This window comes from Sorangium sp. So ce693 (assembly GCF_051521375.1).
GTDB classification, from domain to species: Bacteria; Myxococcota_A; Polyangia; order Polyangiales; family Polyangiaceae; genus Sorangium; species Sorangium atrum.
The window spans coordinates 11,657,882-11,674,075 of the sequence record NZ_CP150347.1 but is presented as its reverse complement, the minus strand read 5'-3'; the positions used below and the strand labels follow the sequence as shown (position 1 = coordinate 11,674,075).

9 protein-coding genes are annotated in these 16,194 nt (G+C 72.0%); 5 read left to right on the top strand and 4 right to left on the bottom strand.

The genetic code is table 11. From position 1 onward, the window contains the following. Positions 1–301: 301 nt before the first annotated feature. Together WMF14_RS43585 and WMF14_RS43580 are read left to right on the top strand one after the other, a co-directional pair. Positions 302–1,711 carry a glycoside hydrolase family 6 protein gene (locus tag WMF14_RS43585; protein ID WP_437796338.1) on the top strand — a complete coding sequence of 470 codons (1,410 nt, stop codon included), beginning with the start codon at positions 302–304 and terminating at the stop codon, positions 1,709–1,711. Between the two features lie 300 nt (positions 1,712–2,011). Then, positions 2,012–2,941: a LysR family transcriptional regulator gene (locus tag WMF14_RS43580; RefSeq protein WP_437796337.1), complete on the top strand. Its 930-nt coding sequence runs from the start codon at positions 2,012–2,014 to the stop codon at positions 2,939–2,941. 91 nt (positions 2,942–3,032) lie between these two features. Here WMF14_RS43580 and WMF14_RS43575 read toward each other — a convergent pair whose 3' ends face one another. Both WMF14_RS43575 and WMF14_RS43570 read right to left on the bottom strand, forming a co-directional pair. Next, positions 3,033–4,112 (bottom strand): hypothetical protein, encoded by a 1,080-nt coding sequence (locus WMF14_RS43575; RefSeq protein ID WP_437796336.1) that lies wholly within the window; start codon positions 4,110–4,112, stop codon positions 3,033–3,035. A gap of 94 nt (positions 4,113–4,206) precedes the next feature. After that, positions 4,207–4,890 (bottom strand): DsbA family protein, encoded by a 684-nt coding sequence (locus tag WMF14_RS43570; RefSeq protein ID WP_272101997.1) that lies wholly within the window; start codon positions 4,888–4,890, stop codon positions 4,207–4,209. Between the two features lie 397 nt (positions 4,891–5,287). Between WMF14_RS43570 and WMF14_RS43565 the strand changes: the two genes are divergently transcribed. Further along, on the top strand, positions 5,288–8,230 hold the full coding sequence (locus tag WMF14_RS43565; protein WP_437796335.1) for an Eco57I restriction-modification methylase domain-containing protein: 2,943 nt from the start codon (positions 5,288–5,290) through the stop codon (positions 8,228–8,230). Positions 8,231–8,295: 65 nt separating this feature from the next. Here the strand turns inward: WMF14_RS43565 and WMF14_RS43560 are convergent, their stop codons facing one another. Beyond that, positions 8,296–8,766, bottom strand: a complete 471-nt coding sequence (locus WMF14_RS43560) for a response regulator (RefSeq protein WP_437325833.1) — start codon at positions 8,764–8,766, stop codon at positions 8,296–8,298. Positions 8,767–9,224: 458 nt separating this feature from the next. Continuing rightward, complete coding sequence (locus WMF14_RS43555; protein ID WP_437796334.1) at positions 9,225–11,546, bottom strand: SdrD B-like domain-containing protein; 2,322 nt, start codon at positions 11,544–11,546, stop codon at positions 9,225–9,227. Positions 11,547–12,403: 857 nt separating this feature from the next. Here WMF14_RS43555 and WMF14_RS43550 point away from each other — a divergent pair. Together WMF14_RS43550 and WMF14_RS43545 are read left to right on the top strand one after the other, a co-directional pair. After that, positions 12,404–13,810, top strand: a complete 1,407-nt coding sequence (locus WMF14_RS43550) for a hypothetical protein (protein ID WP_437796333.1) — start codon at positions 12,404–12,406, stop codon at positions 13,808–13,810. A 214-nt stretch (positions 13,811–14,024) separates the two neighbouring features. Then, positions 14,025–16,001 (top strand): zinc-ribbon domain-containing protein, encoded by a 1,977-nt coding sequence (locus tag WMF14_RS43545; RefSeq protein WP_437796332.1) that lies wholly within the window; start codon positions 14,025–14,027, stop codon positions 15,999–16,001. The last annotated feature ends 193 nt before the right edge of the window (positions 16,002–16,194 follow it).

Sequence of the window (16,194 nt, the reverse complement as noted above, 5' to 3'; positions counted from 1 at the left end):
CCCGCCGCCGGTGCGTTCTCCCCTTGCAGAACCGCTGCAGCTGCTCGCGGCTAGCCGCGCGGAGGAGGCACGTGTGACGCGCGCCGAGAGGGGTCGGTCGTTTCAGCGTCCGTGGAAAAATACCTACATGGCGCACTGTTAACGCAGCCGCGCTGGCGTGGGATAGCCGTCGTTTGTCCTTGCCCGAGAGATGCCTTTGGTCTAAATTCGGCCCGCTATTTGACGCGTTGAATTGGCCTGGTTTCTTCGTTGAAGTAATGAAAGGCTTAATATGCTGAGAAGGAATGCGCATCAGCTGGGGTTGGCAACGTCGGTTGCGGTGATCCTTGCGCTCACCGCGTGCGGCGGGGACGGCGGGAGCGGCGACACGAACGGGACGGGCGGGGGCGGCAACACCAGCGGCGTGGGCGCGGGCACCCCGACGAGCAGCGGCGTGGGCGCGGGCACCCCGACGAGCACCGGCAACGTCGACCCGACGACGACGAGCACCGGCAACGTCGACCCGACGACGACGAGCACCGGCAACGTCGACCCGACGACGACGAGCACCGGCAACGTCGACCCGACGACCAGCGCGGCTTCGGGCGGCGGCAACTGCTCTCCCGCGGTCGACATCACGGCGCCGAGTGGCAACCCGTTCGCGGACGCGACGCTGTTCGTGGACCCCGGTTACGTGACCAAGGTCGACTCGTCGATCGCGATGGTCACGGATACGGCCCTGAAGGCGAAGATGGAGAAGGTCAAGGAGATCCAGACCGCGTTCTGGCTCGACACGATCTCGGCGGTCAGCAAGCTCCCGGCCTACCTCGACGCGGCGCTCAAGCTCCAGAACGAGCTCTGCAAGCCGGTCACGGCGCTCATCGTCGTCTACGACCTTCCGAACCGCGACTGCCACGCCAAGGCGTCGAACGGCGAGCTCCACCTCAATGAAAACGGCGCCCAGCGGTACAAGGAAGAGTACATCGCCCCGATCAAGCAGATCCTCGCCGCTCACTCGGGTCAGCGCATCGCCGCGGTCATCGAGCCCGACTCGCTCCCCAACATCGCGACGAACCTCGGCACGGAGAACTGCGACGAGGCGACGGCGCAGGGCTACCGGGACAACGTCGCGCACGCGCTCAAGGAGCTCAATATGCCGCACGTGTACCAGTACATCGATGCGGCGCACTCGGGCTGGCTCGGGTGGCCTGACAACCAGAAGAAGGGCGCCAAGATCTTCGCCGAGGTCATCAAGGCCGCCGGCAGCCCGGCCAACGTCCGCGGCTTCGCGACGAACGTCGCGAACTACACGCAGCTCAGCTACAGCACGGAGAAGTACGATCAGCAGAGCAATCCCTGCTACGGCGAGCTCGACTACGTCGATGCCATGGCCTCGGCGCTCTCGGCCGAGGGCCTCGGCGACAAGCACTTCATCATCGACACGAGCCGCAACGGCGTCGGCAACATCCGGGACGACTGGGGCTACTGGTGCAACAACAAGGGCGCCGGCATGGGCCAGCGGCCCAAGGCCAACCCGGGTGGCGCGACGAACCTCGACGCCTACGTGTGGGTCAAGCCGCCGGGTGACTCCGACGGTGTGGGCCAGTCGGGCCAGCCGCGCTACGACTCGTTCTGCGGCATGCCGAACGCGGACACGCGCGCGCCGCAGGCGGGGCAGTGGTTCCACGATTACTTCGTGGAGTGCGTGAAGAACGCCAATCCGCCGCTTTGACGGGCGGGTCGGCCTGCTTCAAGCTGTGACGAGCGCGCTCGGCTGAGCGCGCGGCCGGCGGCCGGGGCAGGCGAGGAGCGTGAGAAAAAGGGGTCTACCTTCCCGCGGACGACGCGGGCCCGCTGGAGGGTAGACCCCTTGGAAAAACGCTCCTCGCCTGTCCTGGCCGCCGCGCCGCTTTCAGGGACATCACCAGCGCAGAGGGCCCGCGGCCTCCGGCGGGCGCACGCACGTTCGCTCGCTCGCTTCCTACGACCGCACCGCGCCGCACCGCGATGGGTCGTGGCATGGTGATGCGCGGTGCACGACTCCATCACGCTCGAACAGCTGCGCACGTTCATCGCGGTCGCCGATGAGGGCAGCTTCTCGGCCGCGGCCAGGAAGCTCCGGCGCGTCCAGTCGGCCGTGAGCCACGCGATGGCCAACCTGGAGAGCCAGCTCGGGGTCGCCCTCTGGGATCGGTCGACGAGGATCCCGGCGCTGACGGAGCACGGCCGCGTCCTGCTCGCGGCCGCGCGGCGGGTGTCCGCCGACGCGGACGCGCTCAGCAGCACGGCGCAGCGGCTCGCCGGCGGCCTCGATCCGCTCGTGTCGCTGTGCGTGGACGCCGTCTTTCCGCTGTCCGCGCTCGTCGATCTCTGCGTCGAGTTCGCGCGCGTCTACCCCACCGTGGAGCTCGTCGTCCACACCGAGACCATGGCCGCCGTCGCCGATCGCGTCCTCGACGGCACATGCCAGCTCGGGGTCGTGGGGCCGGCTGCGACCGCCCAGGGGCTCGATCGCCAGCACCTCACGTCGGTGCGCATGGTCCCTGTCGTCGGCAAGACACACCCGCTCGCCGCCGCAGGGCCGCGGGGCGCGCGCGTCGCGACCGAGCAGCTGCGCGAGCACGTGCAGATCGTGCTGAGCGAGCGCGGCGGAGCGCGCTCGCCGGAGCAGGCCGTCCTGTCCCCCCGCACCTGGCGCGTCGTGGATCTCCAGACCAAGCGAGAGCTCCTGTGCGCGGGGCTCGGCTGGGGGAACCTGCCAGAGCACATGATCCGCGACGACCTCAACGCCGGGCGCCTGGTCCGCCTCTGGCCGGCGGCGTGGGGAGACGACGAGCACGTCCTGCCGCTCGCCGTGGTCCACAGGCCGGGCCTCGTGCAGGGGCCCGCGGGGCAATGGGTGCTGAAGCGCCTCGTCGAGCTCTGCCGCCAGCACGTGGGGGGCCCGGAGGCGCCGCGGTGACCTGAAGTCGAGCGGGGGTCGAGCAGGGAGAGCGGCGAGGGCGTCCATCGACGCTCGCGCTCGCACGGGGCTCCCGGAGCCGGCGCGGGCTTCAGAGCGAGAGCCGCGACAGCAGCTCGTTCACGCGGAGCGCGGCCGCGACGCTCCCGATGTCGTGCGCGTAGTCCATGGCCGCGAACAGGTGGGTCTGCTCCAGGTCGAGCCGCTCCGGAGAGCGCTCGAGGAGCGCCACGTAGTGATCGAAGAAGCGGCGCTGATCCATCTGCGTGCGCTTCAACACGGCGTGGCGCACCGTCGCGTGCAGCGCGAAGCGGCCCGCGAACGGCTCCTGCACCAGCCGGAAGCGGCGCAGCGAGGCCAGCGCGTCGCCGGCGCGCCGTCCGGCCCGCGCGAGCTCGGCGAGGGAGCCTTCGTCGATGTGGTCGCCGTTCGAGTGCGCCAGCACCGCGAGCATCCGCCGCGCCGCCGGCGAGAGCCCGCGGAAAGTCCACGCGACGAGCAGGCCGACCTCGGGGAGGTCGTCCTCGTGATCGATGACCTGCACGCGGTCGACGCCGCCCGCCACGAGCCACCGGTGGAGCTCGGCGACGTCGGCCGCGCCGCTCTCGACGATCGCGTCGGCGAGCTCCAGGGAGACCGGGTTCCAGCGGAGCAGGCGGGTCAGCGAGGCGACCGCAGGGAACGGGCTCCGCCCGGAGGTCACGAGCGGCGCGATGACCGGAAAGATGGAGACGCCGGCCACGAGGCAGCGCCGCGCCGTGATGACCCAGGTCACCGCCTCGTCGCGGAGGCCGTCGAGCAGCTCGGCGACGGCGCGGTCGTGCTCGTGGTTGTCGAGCACGATGAGCATCTCCCCGAGCGCCCGCAGGCGGCTCCGCAGCGCAGGCAGCGATGGCGACGGCCCTGCCCCGAAGCGGAGCGCCAGCATGCCGCGCAGCGTGCGCGCGTCCCATGCGCCGACCCGGAACCAGTGGATCCCGCCGGGGAGCTCGCGCGCGAGCTTGTGCCCGAGCGCGCACGCGAGCGTCGACTTGCCGCTGCCGCCGGTGCCGACGAGCGCGACGCGGGTCGGGCGCGACGCGCGGACCGTCGCCACGAGCGTCGCGAGCTCGCGGCGACGGCCGCGCAGCGAGGAGGGGCGGGGAGGGAACACGAGCGGCGATGCGGTCATCCCCGCGCGAGCGTACCAAAAAGCGCGCGAGGCGCCGGTGCCCGTCGCGGCGGTCGCGGCGGTTTACCCGCGCCATCGCGGCGGTCGCGGCGGTTCACCCGGGCGGTTGCGGCTCGAGCATGATCTCCTCTATCGCGCGGGAGATCGGCTCCGGCGACATCGAGGTGAGGCGGAGCCGGCGGGGCTCCTGCCCCTCCCGGATCAGGAACAGCGCCGGCACGCCCCGGACCTGGAGCGCCACCGCCTCGGCCCGCGCGGCCTCGAGCTGCTTCACGACCTCCGGGCTGTCGCGCTGCGCCATCGCTCGATCGGCGTCCACGCCCGGCACCTCGGAGGCGACGCGCAACAGGAGCTCGTCCGTGATCGCCGGGCGCTCGCGCTCCTGGAGCCGGAAGAAGCGGTCGACGAAATCGAAGAGCCGATCCTGCATCCCGACCGCCGCAGCCATGCGCGCAGCCTGCACGGAGCTCGGACCGAGGAACGCGAGATTCCGGAATACGAGCTTCACCTGCTTCGTCCTCACATGGCGTTCGAGGACCACCGGCAAGATCTCGAGCCCGTAATCCCGGCAATGCGAGCAGCGCAGATCCGAGAACTCCACCAGCGTGATCGGCGCGTCCGGGTCCCCGAGGACGATGCCGTCCTGGGGAATGCCGGAATAGAGGTCAATCCCGCCGGCGACCGCGCCGGTGGGCTCCTGCGCAGGGTCCTCGCTCGCGCCGTGGCACGCCGAGATCCCGAGCAGGAGCGCGGCGAGCAGGGCGCCGCGCCGCGCCACGGAGCCAGCGCGTGAATTGCGTGAATGAGCGAGTGCGTATCGTTCGAACAGCTCAGGATTCATTCTTGAGCATGCGGCACGAACCATACCTCCATGGGCCGCGTGCCAGAGATGCTTTCACGAGGATCTCGGTAAACCGTGCTGGGTGAGGACCTCCGGGCGAGGAAGGACTCCTCTCCAGCGCGCCGCGCGGCTCGAGGAGCGGCACGGGCAAGCGCCGAGATCGCCGGAAGGGGTCGGGACATGGAGGTCTCCTCTCGGCGTTCCTCCCGCCGTGGCGGTCCGCGCGGCGCCGCGGCCGGCCGCGGGCCGCGCGGACCGCCACGGCGGGGCGCGGCGCCGCGCCGGGGCGCTTGCCTGCACCCGGTCTCATCCGCAATGCTGTTGCGGAACCTGCGTGTCCTCGGAATGCCCTCAGCTCAGCGCCGCCCTGGGCCGCGACCGTGAACGGGGCGGCGCCTTCGCCCCGCGCGGCGCCGCGAGGGGAACGGGCGCGTCCCTCGACGGATCCGGGCCGTCCGCCGACGGCGTGGCGCGGCAGCTCCGGGACCAGGCGCAGGGCGCGCTCGGCGAGGTCCTCCGCGGCTTTCAGGCGGCGGATCCGCAGGGCGGCGACGTCGCGTGCGCCGGCTCCGCTGAAGGGCGGCGGCGCCTCCGCGCCGGCCTCGTGTCCGCGTTGATGCGGCTCATCTTCCTCCTCTACGCCGAGGCGCGCGGCCTGCTCGCCGGCGCGGAAGGCGGCGGCGCGCCGCTCGCTCGGCTCTTCGAGGATCTCCAGGAAGAACGGCGACGGCAGGGAGACGACCTCGAGCGCCGCCACGGCGCGTGGGCGAGGATCGCGGCGCTCTTCCGCGCGCTCCGCGATCGCGTTCCCGGGGGCGCGCGCGGCGGCCTCTGCGATCCGGACGCCCATCCCTTCCTGGAGGGGAGACCGTGGCTCAGCGACGGCGCGCTCCACCGGGTGCTCTCGGCGCTCCTCGTGCACGACGGCGTGCCGCTGCGCTACGGCGAGCTCGAGGTCGAGCACCTCGGCACGCTTTACGAGGGCCTGATCGCCTTTGACCTCGAGATCGCCGAGGGCGAGTCGATGGCGCTCTTGCCGTCGCACATCGTCGTCGATCTGGAGGCGCTCCTCGCCCTCCCCGGCCGTGACCGGCTCGCGCGGCTCGAGGAGGCGGCGGACCTGAAGCTCGGCGCGCGGCCGGCAGCGCGCGTCGCCGCGGCCGGAAGCGTGGCCGAGCTGTCGCAGGCGCTCGCGCGACGCGCGTCCCCGCGGCACCCGGATCGGATCGCGCGGGGCGCGCTCTACCTGCAGCCGGGGCAGCTCCGGCGGCGCGCGGGCTCGTACTACACGCCGCGGGAGATCACGTCGCACGTCGTCGAGCGCACGCTGTCGCCGCTGCTCGACAGGGATAGCCGGCCGGCGGCGCCCGCGGATGTCCTCGCGCTCGCCGTGTGCGATCCCGCGATGGGGTCCGGCGCGTTCCTGGTGGAGGCATGCCGCCAGCTCGCCGCGCGCCTCGTCGAGGCGTGGCAGAGCGCCGGCGCGGCGCCGCCGCTCGCGCGCGCCGAGCCGCCGCAGCCGCCGCTCGCTCGCGCGATGGCGCTCGTGGCGGAGCGCTGCCTGCACGGCGTCGACCTCGACCCGCTCGCGGTCGACCTCGCCAGGCTATCGCTGTGGCTCGTCGTGCAGGACGCGCGCCTCCCGCTGAGCTTCCTCGACGGCAAGCTCCGCTGCGGCGATAGCCTCATCGGCGCCGAGCGCGCGGAGGTCGGCGGCTTCCCGGCCGCCGCGAGGCTGCCCGGGCGCAGCGGGGAGCGGCAGACACGGCGGGCCCTGCTGCGGCAGGCCCCGCTGCCCCCGCGGCCGGAGGGCGCGCCGCCGGAGGACGCCGAGGTGGCGCCCCGCGATGGGCCGGAGGGCGCCGAGGTGGCGCCCCGCGGTGGGCCAGAGGGCGCCGAGGTGGCGCCCCGCGGTGGGCCAGAGGGCGCCGAGCGAGCGCTCGGCGATGGGCCCGAGGGGGCGGACCAGGCGGCGCTCGACGCCTGGATGGCCCTGTGGTTCTGGCCGCCGGCGGGCGAGCTCGCGGCCCTGGCGCCGGCGCCTGCCACGTTCGCGCGCTACATGGCCGCCGCGCGCGAGCCGGCCGATCCGCGGGCGGCGCTGTCGCGGCGCATCGCCGAGGAGCGCCGGTTCCTGCACTGGGAGCTCGCGTTCCCCGGCGCCTTCGATCGCCCCGAGCCGGGCTTCGACGCCGTGATCGGCAATCCGCCGTGGGTCGCGTACGTCGGCCGCGCGGCGCAGCCGATCGCGCCCGAGGTCTTCCACCTCCACCTCCGGAGGAACCCGGCGTTCCACGGTTACCGCTCGCTGCACGGCCTGTTCGTGCACCGGGCCGCATCGCTGCTGCGGCCGGGCGGGCGGCTCGGCCTCGTCATCCCCACGTCGGTGTCGGATCTCGATGGATACGGCCCGACGCGGCGCGCGCACGACGCGCTCTGCGCCGTGGACTCCGACCTTCCGAGCTTCGGCAGCGACGCCTTCGACGGCGTGTTCCAGCCGTGCATGGGCCTCCTCTCGACCCGCCTCGCCCCCGCCGCCCCGCGGACGGCCGCGATCGCCTCGTGGCCGCTCGCGCGTTCGGATCTCGACGTCGTGTCCCGCCGGCTCCTCGAGCGGCTCGGCGCGCTGCCCCCGCTGCCGGCGGCCCTGTTCGGCGAGCGCGGGTTCCAGACGACGGCCGAGGACGCCGAGCGCATCCGGCGCGCGGACACCCCGGAGCCGCCTTACTCCTGCCCCATCCGGGAGGGCGCCGACGTGGGCGAGCTCATCGCGCGCGCGCCGCGCCACCACGTCGATCGCGCCGGCGTGAAGGGCCGCTTCCGGAAGGACGAGGACTGGAAGGCGGTGCGGCTGCTCATCCGCCAGACCGCTCGCTATCCGATCGCCGCGCTGAGCGACGGCCTCCCGTTCCGCAACTCGATCCTGGCCGGCTTCTCCGACGCCACCTGGAGCGAGTTCGCGCTGCTCTGTTATCTCAACTCCTCTCCTGTCCGCTGGTGGCATTACACCCGTCACCGGGACGCGCGCGAGGGCATGCCGCAGGTGAAGATCGCGCACCTGCGTGCGATCCCTGCGCCCCCGCCGGCGGGAGCCGCCCTGATCGCGGCGCTCGACGCGCTCGGACGGGAGCTCGGCCCGGCGAACGCGGGCCTGCCAGCCGACGCCCGGCGCCACCTGGACGGCACGGTGGCGAGCATGCTCGAGATGACCGAGGAGGAGCGGGGCTGTGTCGCACGCTGGGCGGCGGCGACCCCGCTCCCGCGGCCGGACGGCTGAGCGGCGGCCCCGGCGCGCGCAGGCGCGCCCCCTCGTCAGTCCTCGTCAGTCCACGTCAGTCCACGTCAGTAACCGCCGTCGAAGCCGGGCGCGTCCTTCAGGTTGAACAGGACGCTGCGGAGGTCGTCCAGATCGAACGGCTTCTCGAAGACGGCCGAGGCGCCCAGGCTGCGTGCGGCCGCGTGGAGGTGCGGGTGGCCGAACGCGGTGATCAGGATGACCGGCGGCCGCCGCCTCACCTCGGCGAGGCCCTCCAGGATCTCCATCCCTGAGAAGCAGGGCATCTGGATATCGCTGACGATCGCGTCGATCGGCTTCGGGGGCTCGTTCCCACCGAGGCAGGGCGCCACCTTGTCGAGCAGCTCGAGGCCGTTTCGCGCCTCGGACACCTCGAACCCGTCGCTGCGGAGCGCCATGGCGATCGTGGACCGGAAGTCATCGTCGTCTTCGGCCAGGACGATATGCTGACCTTTGCCGAACAAGCCGCAAGGCGGGACCAGGGGCTTATCGCCAATCCAGCTTTCCGTCAGGTTCATGGCAACTTCTCCTTCTTCTGGCCCGCCAATGCTGCGTCGTTGGACCGTTTACCGCGGTCCTCGGAGCTCAGCCCCGCAGGATTTGCAGCGCCCGTGCCATGCTGTCCTGCCTTGCGGTGGAGCGGCCTCGACGGGTTCGACCCCGCTCCTTGGCGGGGCGCTGTTCGAGGCGTAGGCGGCGCCGACGGGGGCTCCCTTCGGGGCGGCAGGGGCAATTTGCCGCGGAAGGGGCAGATCACGCCCATAAGGGGGCATAGGGTGTCCACGCGCGTCGAGGAACGTTCCGTCCTGAGTACGAGGTGGCCATCCCCGCCAGGCGCGGCGAGGAGGCGGAGGGCAGAGGAAGGCGGGAAGGGGGGAGGGAGGCGGGGAGGGGGAGGAGGCTGGGCCAGCGTCGGCGGCTCTCCAGGCTGGTCGCTTGGAGCGCGCGCTGGCCCCGGGGCGCTCGCGACGATGTCTCAGCGGCCGCAGCCGCGGTCATGGTCGCGATCGTTGCGGTTGTCCTCGCAGTCAAGGTCGTCGCGGTGGGGGGCGCAGAGAAAGCCGTTGTTGTACTTGTCGAGTCTCTCGGCCAGGGGCTCGCCGGTCGCCCAGGGCGCGTTCCTGCTGCAGTTGTCCTTCACGTTGCTGCCGAGCGGGTACTTCTTGAGCCAGGCGTCGGCCTTGGCGATGGTGTCCTCGATGCAGCTCGACTGGTTGCCGATACCGACGTTGAGCTTGGCGACGATGAGGTGCTTCGCGATGATGTAGGTGACGTCGCCCCGCGTCGGACGGCTGATGATATCGAGCAGCTGGGACTTCGTGTACGTCTTGCCGCCGATGGTCAGCTTCGTGATCTTCCAGGCGTTCGGGTGGTTCTTCCAGTAACCGGGGGAGCCGGTGCCGGGGGAAGAGCACTTGCAGACGCCGCAGTCGGCGGCGCAGCTCGAGCAGTTCTCGACGCCCGCCTTGCAGACTCCATCGCCGCAGACCGGCGGGCAGGCGCCGCAGTCGCCGGCGCAGTTCGAGCAGGTCTCACCGACCGCGCAGATCTTGTCGCCGCAGACCGGCGGGCAGATGCCGCAGTCGCTCGGGCACTCGAGGCAGTTCTCGCCGGCCTCGCACCTGTCGTTGCCGCAGACCGCGGGGCAAGCGCCGCAGTCGCCGGTGCAGTTCGAGCAGTCCTCACCGTTCTCGCAGACGTTGTTGCCGCAGACCGCGGGGCAGGCGCCGCAGTCGTCCGAGCAGCTGCCGCAGTCCTCGCCGGCCTCGCAGGTGCCGTTGCCGCAGACCGGCGGGCAGGTGCCGCAGTCGGCCGCGCAGGTGCTGCAGCTCTCGCTGCCGTTGCAGGTGCCGTCGCCGCAGACCGGCGGGCAGACGTCGCAGTCGGCGCTGCAGCTGCCGCAGTCCTCGCCGATCTCGCAGGTGCCGTTGCCGCACTGGGGCGGGCAGACGCCGCAGTCGACAGCGCAGCTGGAACAGCTCTCGTCGCCGCCGCAGACGCCGTTGCCGCAGGAGAGCCGGTAGCCGAAGTCCGCGTCGAGGAGGTCTTGTGCCCAGCCGAGCGAGACCACGCCCACGTTGTCGAGCCCGCCATCGGGATCGGCCGTCGGCTCCTGCCCGGCGAGCGGACCGCTCGTCATGAAGTTGTCGGGCGTGATGACCACCGAGTAGGTGCCCGCCGGGAGCGTGTCGAAGAGGTAGAAGCCGGGCTGGCCGGTGTAGGGGCTCGTGCCGGTGATGGTGAAGTCGATCAGCTGGGCCCCCTGGAACAGCTCGACACGGACGCCGTTGACGCCGAGCTCGCCGGTCTCCGGCTCGTAGAGCCCGTCGGCGTCGCTGTCGAGCCAGACCGTGTCGCCGATCGACGAGTAGGTCACGTAGCCGAAGTCGGCGTTGGCCACGTTCTCACCCGCGTCGAGGGACACGCCGATCGGCTCGTCGTCGCTTGTCAGGAGGTGGCCGAGCGGGAGCGTCGCGTCGTCGACGTCGACGACGTAACAGCCCGCCTCGAGCTCGGTGAAGCGGTAGACGCCGTTCGCGCCGGTCACGGCCGTCTGGAGCAGGGCGCCGTCGCCGACGCCGTCGCAGTTGGCGTCGCCGAAGAGGTCGACGACGACGCCGGAGATGCCGAGCTCGGAGGCGTCCTCGACGCCGTCCGCGTTCGCGTCGAACCACACCTTGTCGCCGATCGAGCCCTTCGGCGCCGTGTAACAGACCTCGAGGAGAGGGCGGTAGCCCATGTCGGTGTGGGCGCTGCCCTTGTACGATGTCTTTCCGCTGGCGCCCTCCTCGAGGAGGATCCCGTAGCTCGGCGACGTCCCGTTCACCCAGTCCTGCACGATGCCGGTGAGATCGACCGTGCTCCACCCGGTGACGTTGGGCACGAACGAGGTGAACGCGGCGGGGTCCATGCCGCCGAAGTTGTTCCACGTGACGAGCTCCTCGCTCCAGGGGGCTAGTACCTGGTGGACGTACACGGTCTTCGCGGTGCTCGTGTACGTCAGCGCGTAGAAATTGGCCGACGTGACGAGAGAGCCGGCGGGGATGGAGCTCAGATCGAAGCGGAACAGGGCGCGCTTCTCTCCGACCGAGCTGGAGTACCCGGTGTTGACCTCGAACGGGGTCGGGACGTGGTAGCTCGGGGCGAGGCTCCAGATCTCGGCGTTGTAGACGTCGCCCAGGACACCCCGCTTGATCACGGTGCACGTGGGAGACGGAGCGGTGGTGTTGGCGAGGCTGGTGGCGGTGATGAACAGCGTGGCGAGCGCGGCAGAAGATGCGATTGCAAACTGCTTCATGGGTAGCTCCTTGAGGTCCTCACGGGTGAACCATTGCTGGAGCGTCATCCGAATAGCAGGCACCATGACTCACGGGTCAGGCGAGGTCGGTTTCGCGGGCTCCGGTCGGAATGAGCCCCGCGGGCTGATCAGGATCGGATCGAGTACGCGGGTGCTTTTGCTTCGATCGGAGAGCGGATGCGCAAGGTGACAGTGTTCAAGTTAGCAACTCAGAGATGAAAGTGTCCAGATCTTTTTGGCGATAGACGCGAGAAAGTTGTCGAGTTGTACGGTGACAATTTTGGGTCGTGCGGTGACGCTTTTGGTCTTCTCGCGGCTGCTCGCGGTCTGTTCGCCGTCTGTTCACGGTTCGTGGCGACGAGCGCAGTCTGGCCCATCGAGTTCGATCGCCAGAACACTCGCCAGCTCGACGGTCGGTGCGCAGCTCGCGGCTCGCGGAGGGGCGCCGGGCGTTCGGCGGCGTGCGGCGACGCTGAGCAGCCCTCTCCGACCCTTCGCAGGGGTCGAGGGACGAACAGGATCGGATCAGGTACGCGGGAGTGCCTGACGAGATTTGATGCAGAACGCACACAGGACCATTTTTAAAGATAACGAGTCTTTACTTTGCCTGTCTAGATCCTTTTTCGGGGCGTGAGCATTTTGTGTGGCTCTTGGTTTCGGGTACGGGTGGGCCCGGGCGTTGCTTGTCACGCGGCGCTCGTTAGGCGGAGCGAGCAGGCTGCGTCGCGGTTCGCTGCGATCATCTGGCGTCAGTTGCATCCCGCGCATCCCGCGCATCCCGCGCATCCCGCGCCGCGCGGGCGGCGCTCCAAGCCTGCCGGCTGCCGCCCGCGCGCGGGCGCTGCTACGGTTCGGCTGTGCGACGCCCGCTGCTCGCCTCGTCCGCCCTGTTCCACGCGCTTCGCCTCGCGTCGCTCGCGTCCATCGTCCTCGCCGTCGTCATCCCCCGCGCGGGCGCCGCGCAGGACCTGCCGACGCTGAGCGGGTCCTGGACCGCGAGCGCCCTCACGGAACAGTGGTCGGTCGCCGCCTGGGGGCAGGCGTGCGGGCCCAGGCCGCGCCCGCAGGGCGCCCCCGGCGGCGCCGTGCAGATCCAGCAGCACGGCTCGGAGCTCTCGATCTCGGGCGCCGGACGGTCGTGGAGCACCGCCGAGTGCTGGGAGCAGATGCCCGGGCTCGCGCGGAGCAAGCACTCGGCCTCTGGCAACGCGCGCTCCTGGCAGACCCGCTGCACGACGCCGGCCAGCGACCCCCGCCGGGCCGTGGTCACCACCACGACGCAGGCGACCGACGCCAGCATCAACATGGTGGAGACGGGGCAGTACCAGTTCATCATCCAGGACACGACCTGCAGCGCGTCCGTGACGAGGACGCGGGCCTACACGCTCGTCCGGCGCGAGGGCGAGGCGCCCCCCGCGGCGAGCGCCCCGCCGCCGGTGGCGAGCGCTGCGCCGCCGGTGGCATCCGCGGCGCCCACCGCAGCCGAGAAGAAGCCCGCGGCCTCGCGCACCTGCGACGCCCCCGGCGAGCCAGCGCGCCTCGAGGTCACGCCGTCGCGCAAGCTCATGCGGCCGGGCGAACGCTTTCAGTTCCGCGCGCTGGTCATGGATGCGGAGGGGTGCGCGCTCCCGACGAGGCCCACGTGGTCGATCGCGCCGGGGCCGCTCGCGTCCGCCGCGACGGTCGACGCGACAGGCGCCCTCTCGCTCGGCGCCGGCGCGGGCGAGGGGGCGCTCGGCCTCGTCGCGTCCGTCGCCGGAAAGGGGGTGACCGTCGCGATCGAGGTGACGAGCCCCGATCGTTACGACGCGCTCCTCGCGACGAGCGGACTCAACGAGGCGGGCGAGAGCGAGCAGGCCGCCGTCGTGGTGATCGCGGCCGGCACCATCGGCGGGCGCACGACCTCGGGCGAGGACCTGGGACGCCAGCGCAAGAACCTGTTCGTCGCCATCGTGGGTGGGGTCGCGGCCTGCCTCGGATTTGCCGGGTTGATCCTGCTCCGCCGAGGCCGGCGGCGGACAGGAGGCGAGGTGGAAGGCCCGGCCTCCACGGCCGGTGCCGCCGGCGAGCACGACAGCGCAGGCGCCGAGGGAACCCCGGCGCCCTCGGAGGCCTCGCTCGCGGGCGTCGCAGGGCCAGCCGCGGCGCCGGTCCGGCCGACGCTGCGGGCTCGTGGAAAGATCTGCCCAACCTGCGGCGACCGCTATCCGAGCGAGGCGATGTTCTGCGGGAAAGACGGCACGCAGCTGCTCCTGCTCAATTGATCGCGCCACACTGCGCGCTGCGGCTGCGCGGGACGTGGACGCGCGCTGCGTCATCGGGCGGCGCTGCGCCGGCGCGATCATAAAAGAAGTCGCCGCCTTGATCGGCCTCGCGCCGTCCCGCTATTCTGCGTCGACCGACCGGGCCGCGTGAACGTGCGCGTGTGTGGTCGTTGAACCCATGCCCGCATGCCGGAACGGGAAGGGCGACAGTCGCATGAAGATTACGTGTGAGTCGTGCCAGGCCAAGTACACGATTGCCGACGAGAAAGTCGCCGGCAAGACGGTCAAGATCAAATGCAAAAAGTGCAACCACTCCATGGTGGTCCACGGCGCGAATGAGGCTACCCCGGCCGCGCCGCAGGACGCGACCGCGGAGCAGCAGGGCGACCTGTCGGATGACGCCGACGCGAAGCTCGTGGCCGACGCGGGCGGCGCGCCCCCGGCGGCGGCGCCCGACACGTGGACCGTCAACGTCGCCGAGGGCGACGAGCGGACCATGACGACCGCCGAGCTCGTGGCCGAGTACGCGCGCGGAGGCCTGAGCAACGACACGTACGTGTGGAAGGACGGGATGGGCGACTGGCTGCCGATCGCCAGCGTCCCGGAGCTCAAGGAGCGCTTCTCCTCGCGGGAAGACGCGGCTCCCGCGGCCGCAGCAGCCGTCGCCGCGGCGGCGCCAGCTGCCGCGGCGCCCGCGATCGCGACGCCTGTGTCAGCTGCAGCTGCGCCTGCCGCGGCGGCCGTCCCTGCTGGAGCTGCGCCGGCCGCAGCGGCGCCTCCGCCCGCAGCGGTCTCTGCGCCTGCCGCCGCTCCAGCGCCTGCGGCTGCGCCGGTCCCCACGGCTCCGGCGCCTGCTGGGCTCAGGTTCGGGCCCGAGGGGACCGTGGTCATGAAGGACTCGCGGCGCGCCCTGAACCAAGCGGGGGCCGCGACCCCGGCGCCTGCAGCCGTCGCATCGGCGAAGGCCCCGGAAGCTGCGGCGCCGGCGAATCCAGCGGCCGCGGCGCCGGCGAACCCAGCGGCCGCGGCGCCGGCGAATCCGGCGGCCGCGGTGCCGGCGCCAGGCGGCGCACCGGTGCCAGCGGCTGCGCGTCGCGCGGCCCGGGGGGCCGCGGTCGACGTCTTCAGCGCCGCGGAGCGCGCCGAGGACCCCGGCGCGTCCGCCCCGCCGCCGGGCCTCGATCGCCAGGTGGGCGAGCGCAACGAGAACTCGGTCCTCTTCTCGCTCTCGGCGCTCACCGCGACCGAGAACGCTGCGGCCAAGCAGAAGGAAGAAGACGAGCTCCCGTCGGGCCGGCGTCCCTCGAATCGCCCCTCGAAGAACAACGGTCGAGCCGGCTATGACGACCTGCTGAACCTCGGCGGCGGCCCCATCGCCTCCGCGCCGATGCTCGCGCCGCCGCCGCTGCTCGCGCCGGTGACGGACTCGCGGCCACCTCCCTCAATGCCGTTTCCGTCCAAGGCGTCGGTGCCGCCCGCGTCGCTCTCGTCGCTCTCTCCGCTCGCGGCGCCGGAGGCCTCGCCCAAGAAGGGCCGCACCGGTCTCATCGCGGCCGCGGTCGCCGTGGTCGTGCTGATCGGCGGCGTCGCCTTCTTCTTCATGCAATCGCCGAAGCCGGAGACGTCGACGGCCACGCCGGAGCAGGCGAACACCGCCCCCGCCGAGGTGCCGAGCCCTGCGCCGACGCCGACGCCCGCCGAGACCGCTGCGGCCGCAACGCCGTCCACGGCGGAGACGGCGGCGCCGTCCGCGGAGCCCACCGCCAGCGCCGAGGCGCCGAGCGCCGCGACGCCTGCTGCCGCTGCGGCGGAGAAGCCGGCGTCCGCGCCCGCCGCCGCGGCGGAGAAGCCGGCGTCCGCGCCCGCTGCCGCGGCAGAGAAGCCGGCGGCACCGAAGCCGGAGCCGGCGGCGTCCGGAGGCGCCGAGTTCAACCGTGGCGCCGCGAGCTCGGCGCTCGGCGCCGCCGCTGGCTCTGCCAAGAGCTGCAAGAAGGCCGGCGGACCGACCGGGACCGGGAGGGTCAAGGTCACCTTCGCGCCGAGCGGCAGCGTCACGTCGGCTGAAGTCCAGGGGGCGCCGTTCGCCGGGACCAGCGTCGGCGGATGCGTCGCCAGGCTGTTCCGCGGCGCGCGGGTGCCTGCCTTCGGCGGGGGCCCGGTCTCCGTCAGCAAGTCCTTCACCATCAACTGATCGCGGTTCCAGCGCGGGCGCTCCCGCGCTTCGATTGGGTTGCCGCCTCCTCGATGGGTCCGCCGGAGTATCGAGCGAGGTTGGCTGCCATGAAGGAGGGGTCGATAGGACCCTGAGCACTCGCGCGGCTCCGGGCTGCTCGATCCGACGGTTGCATCGCGTCTCCTCTCCGACATCGCGCCGACGCTCCTTG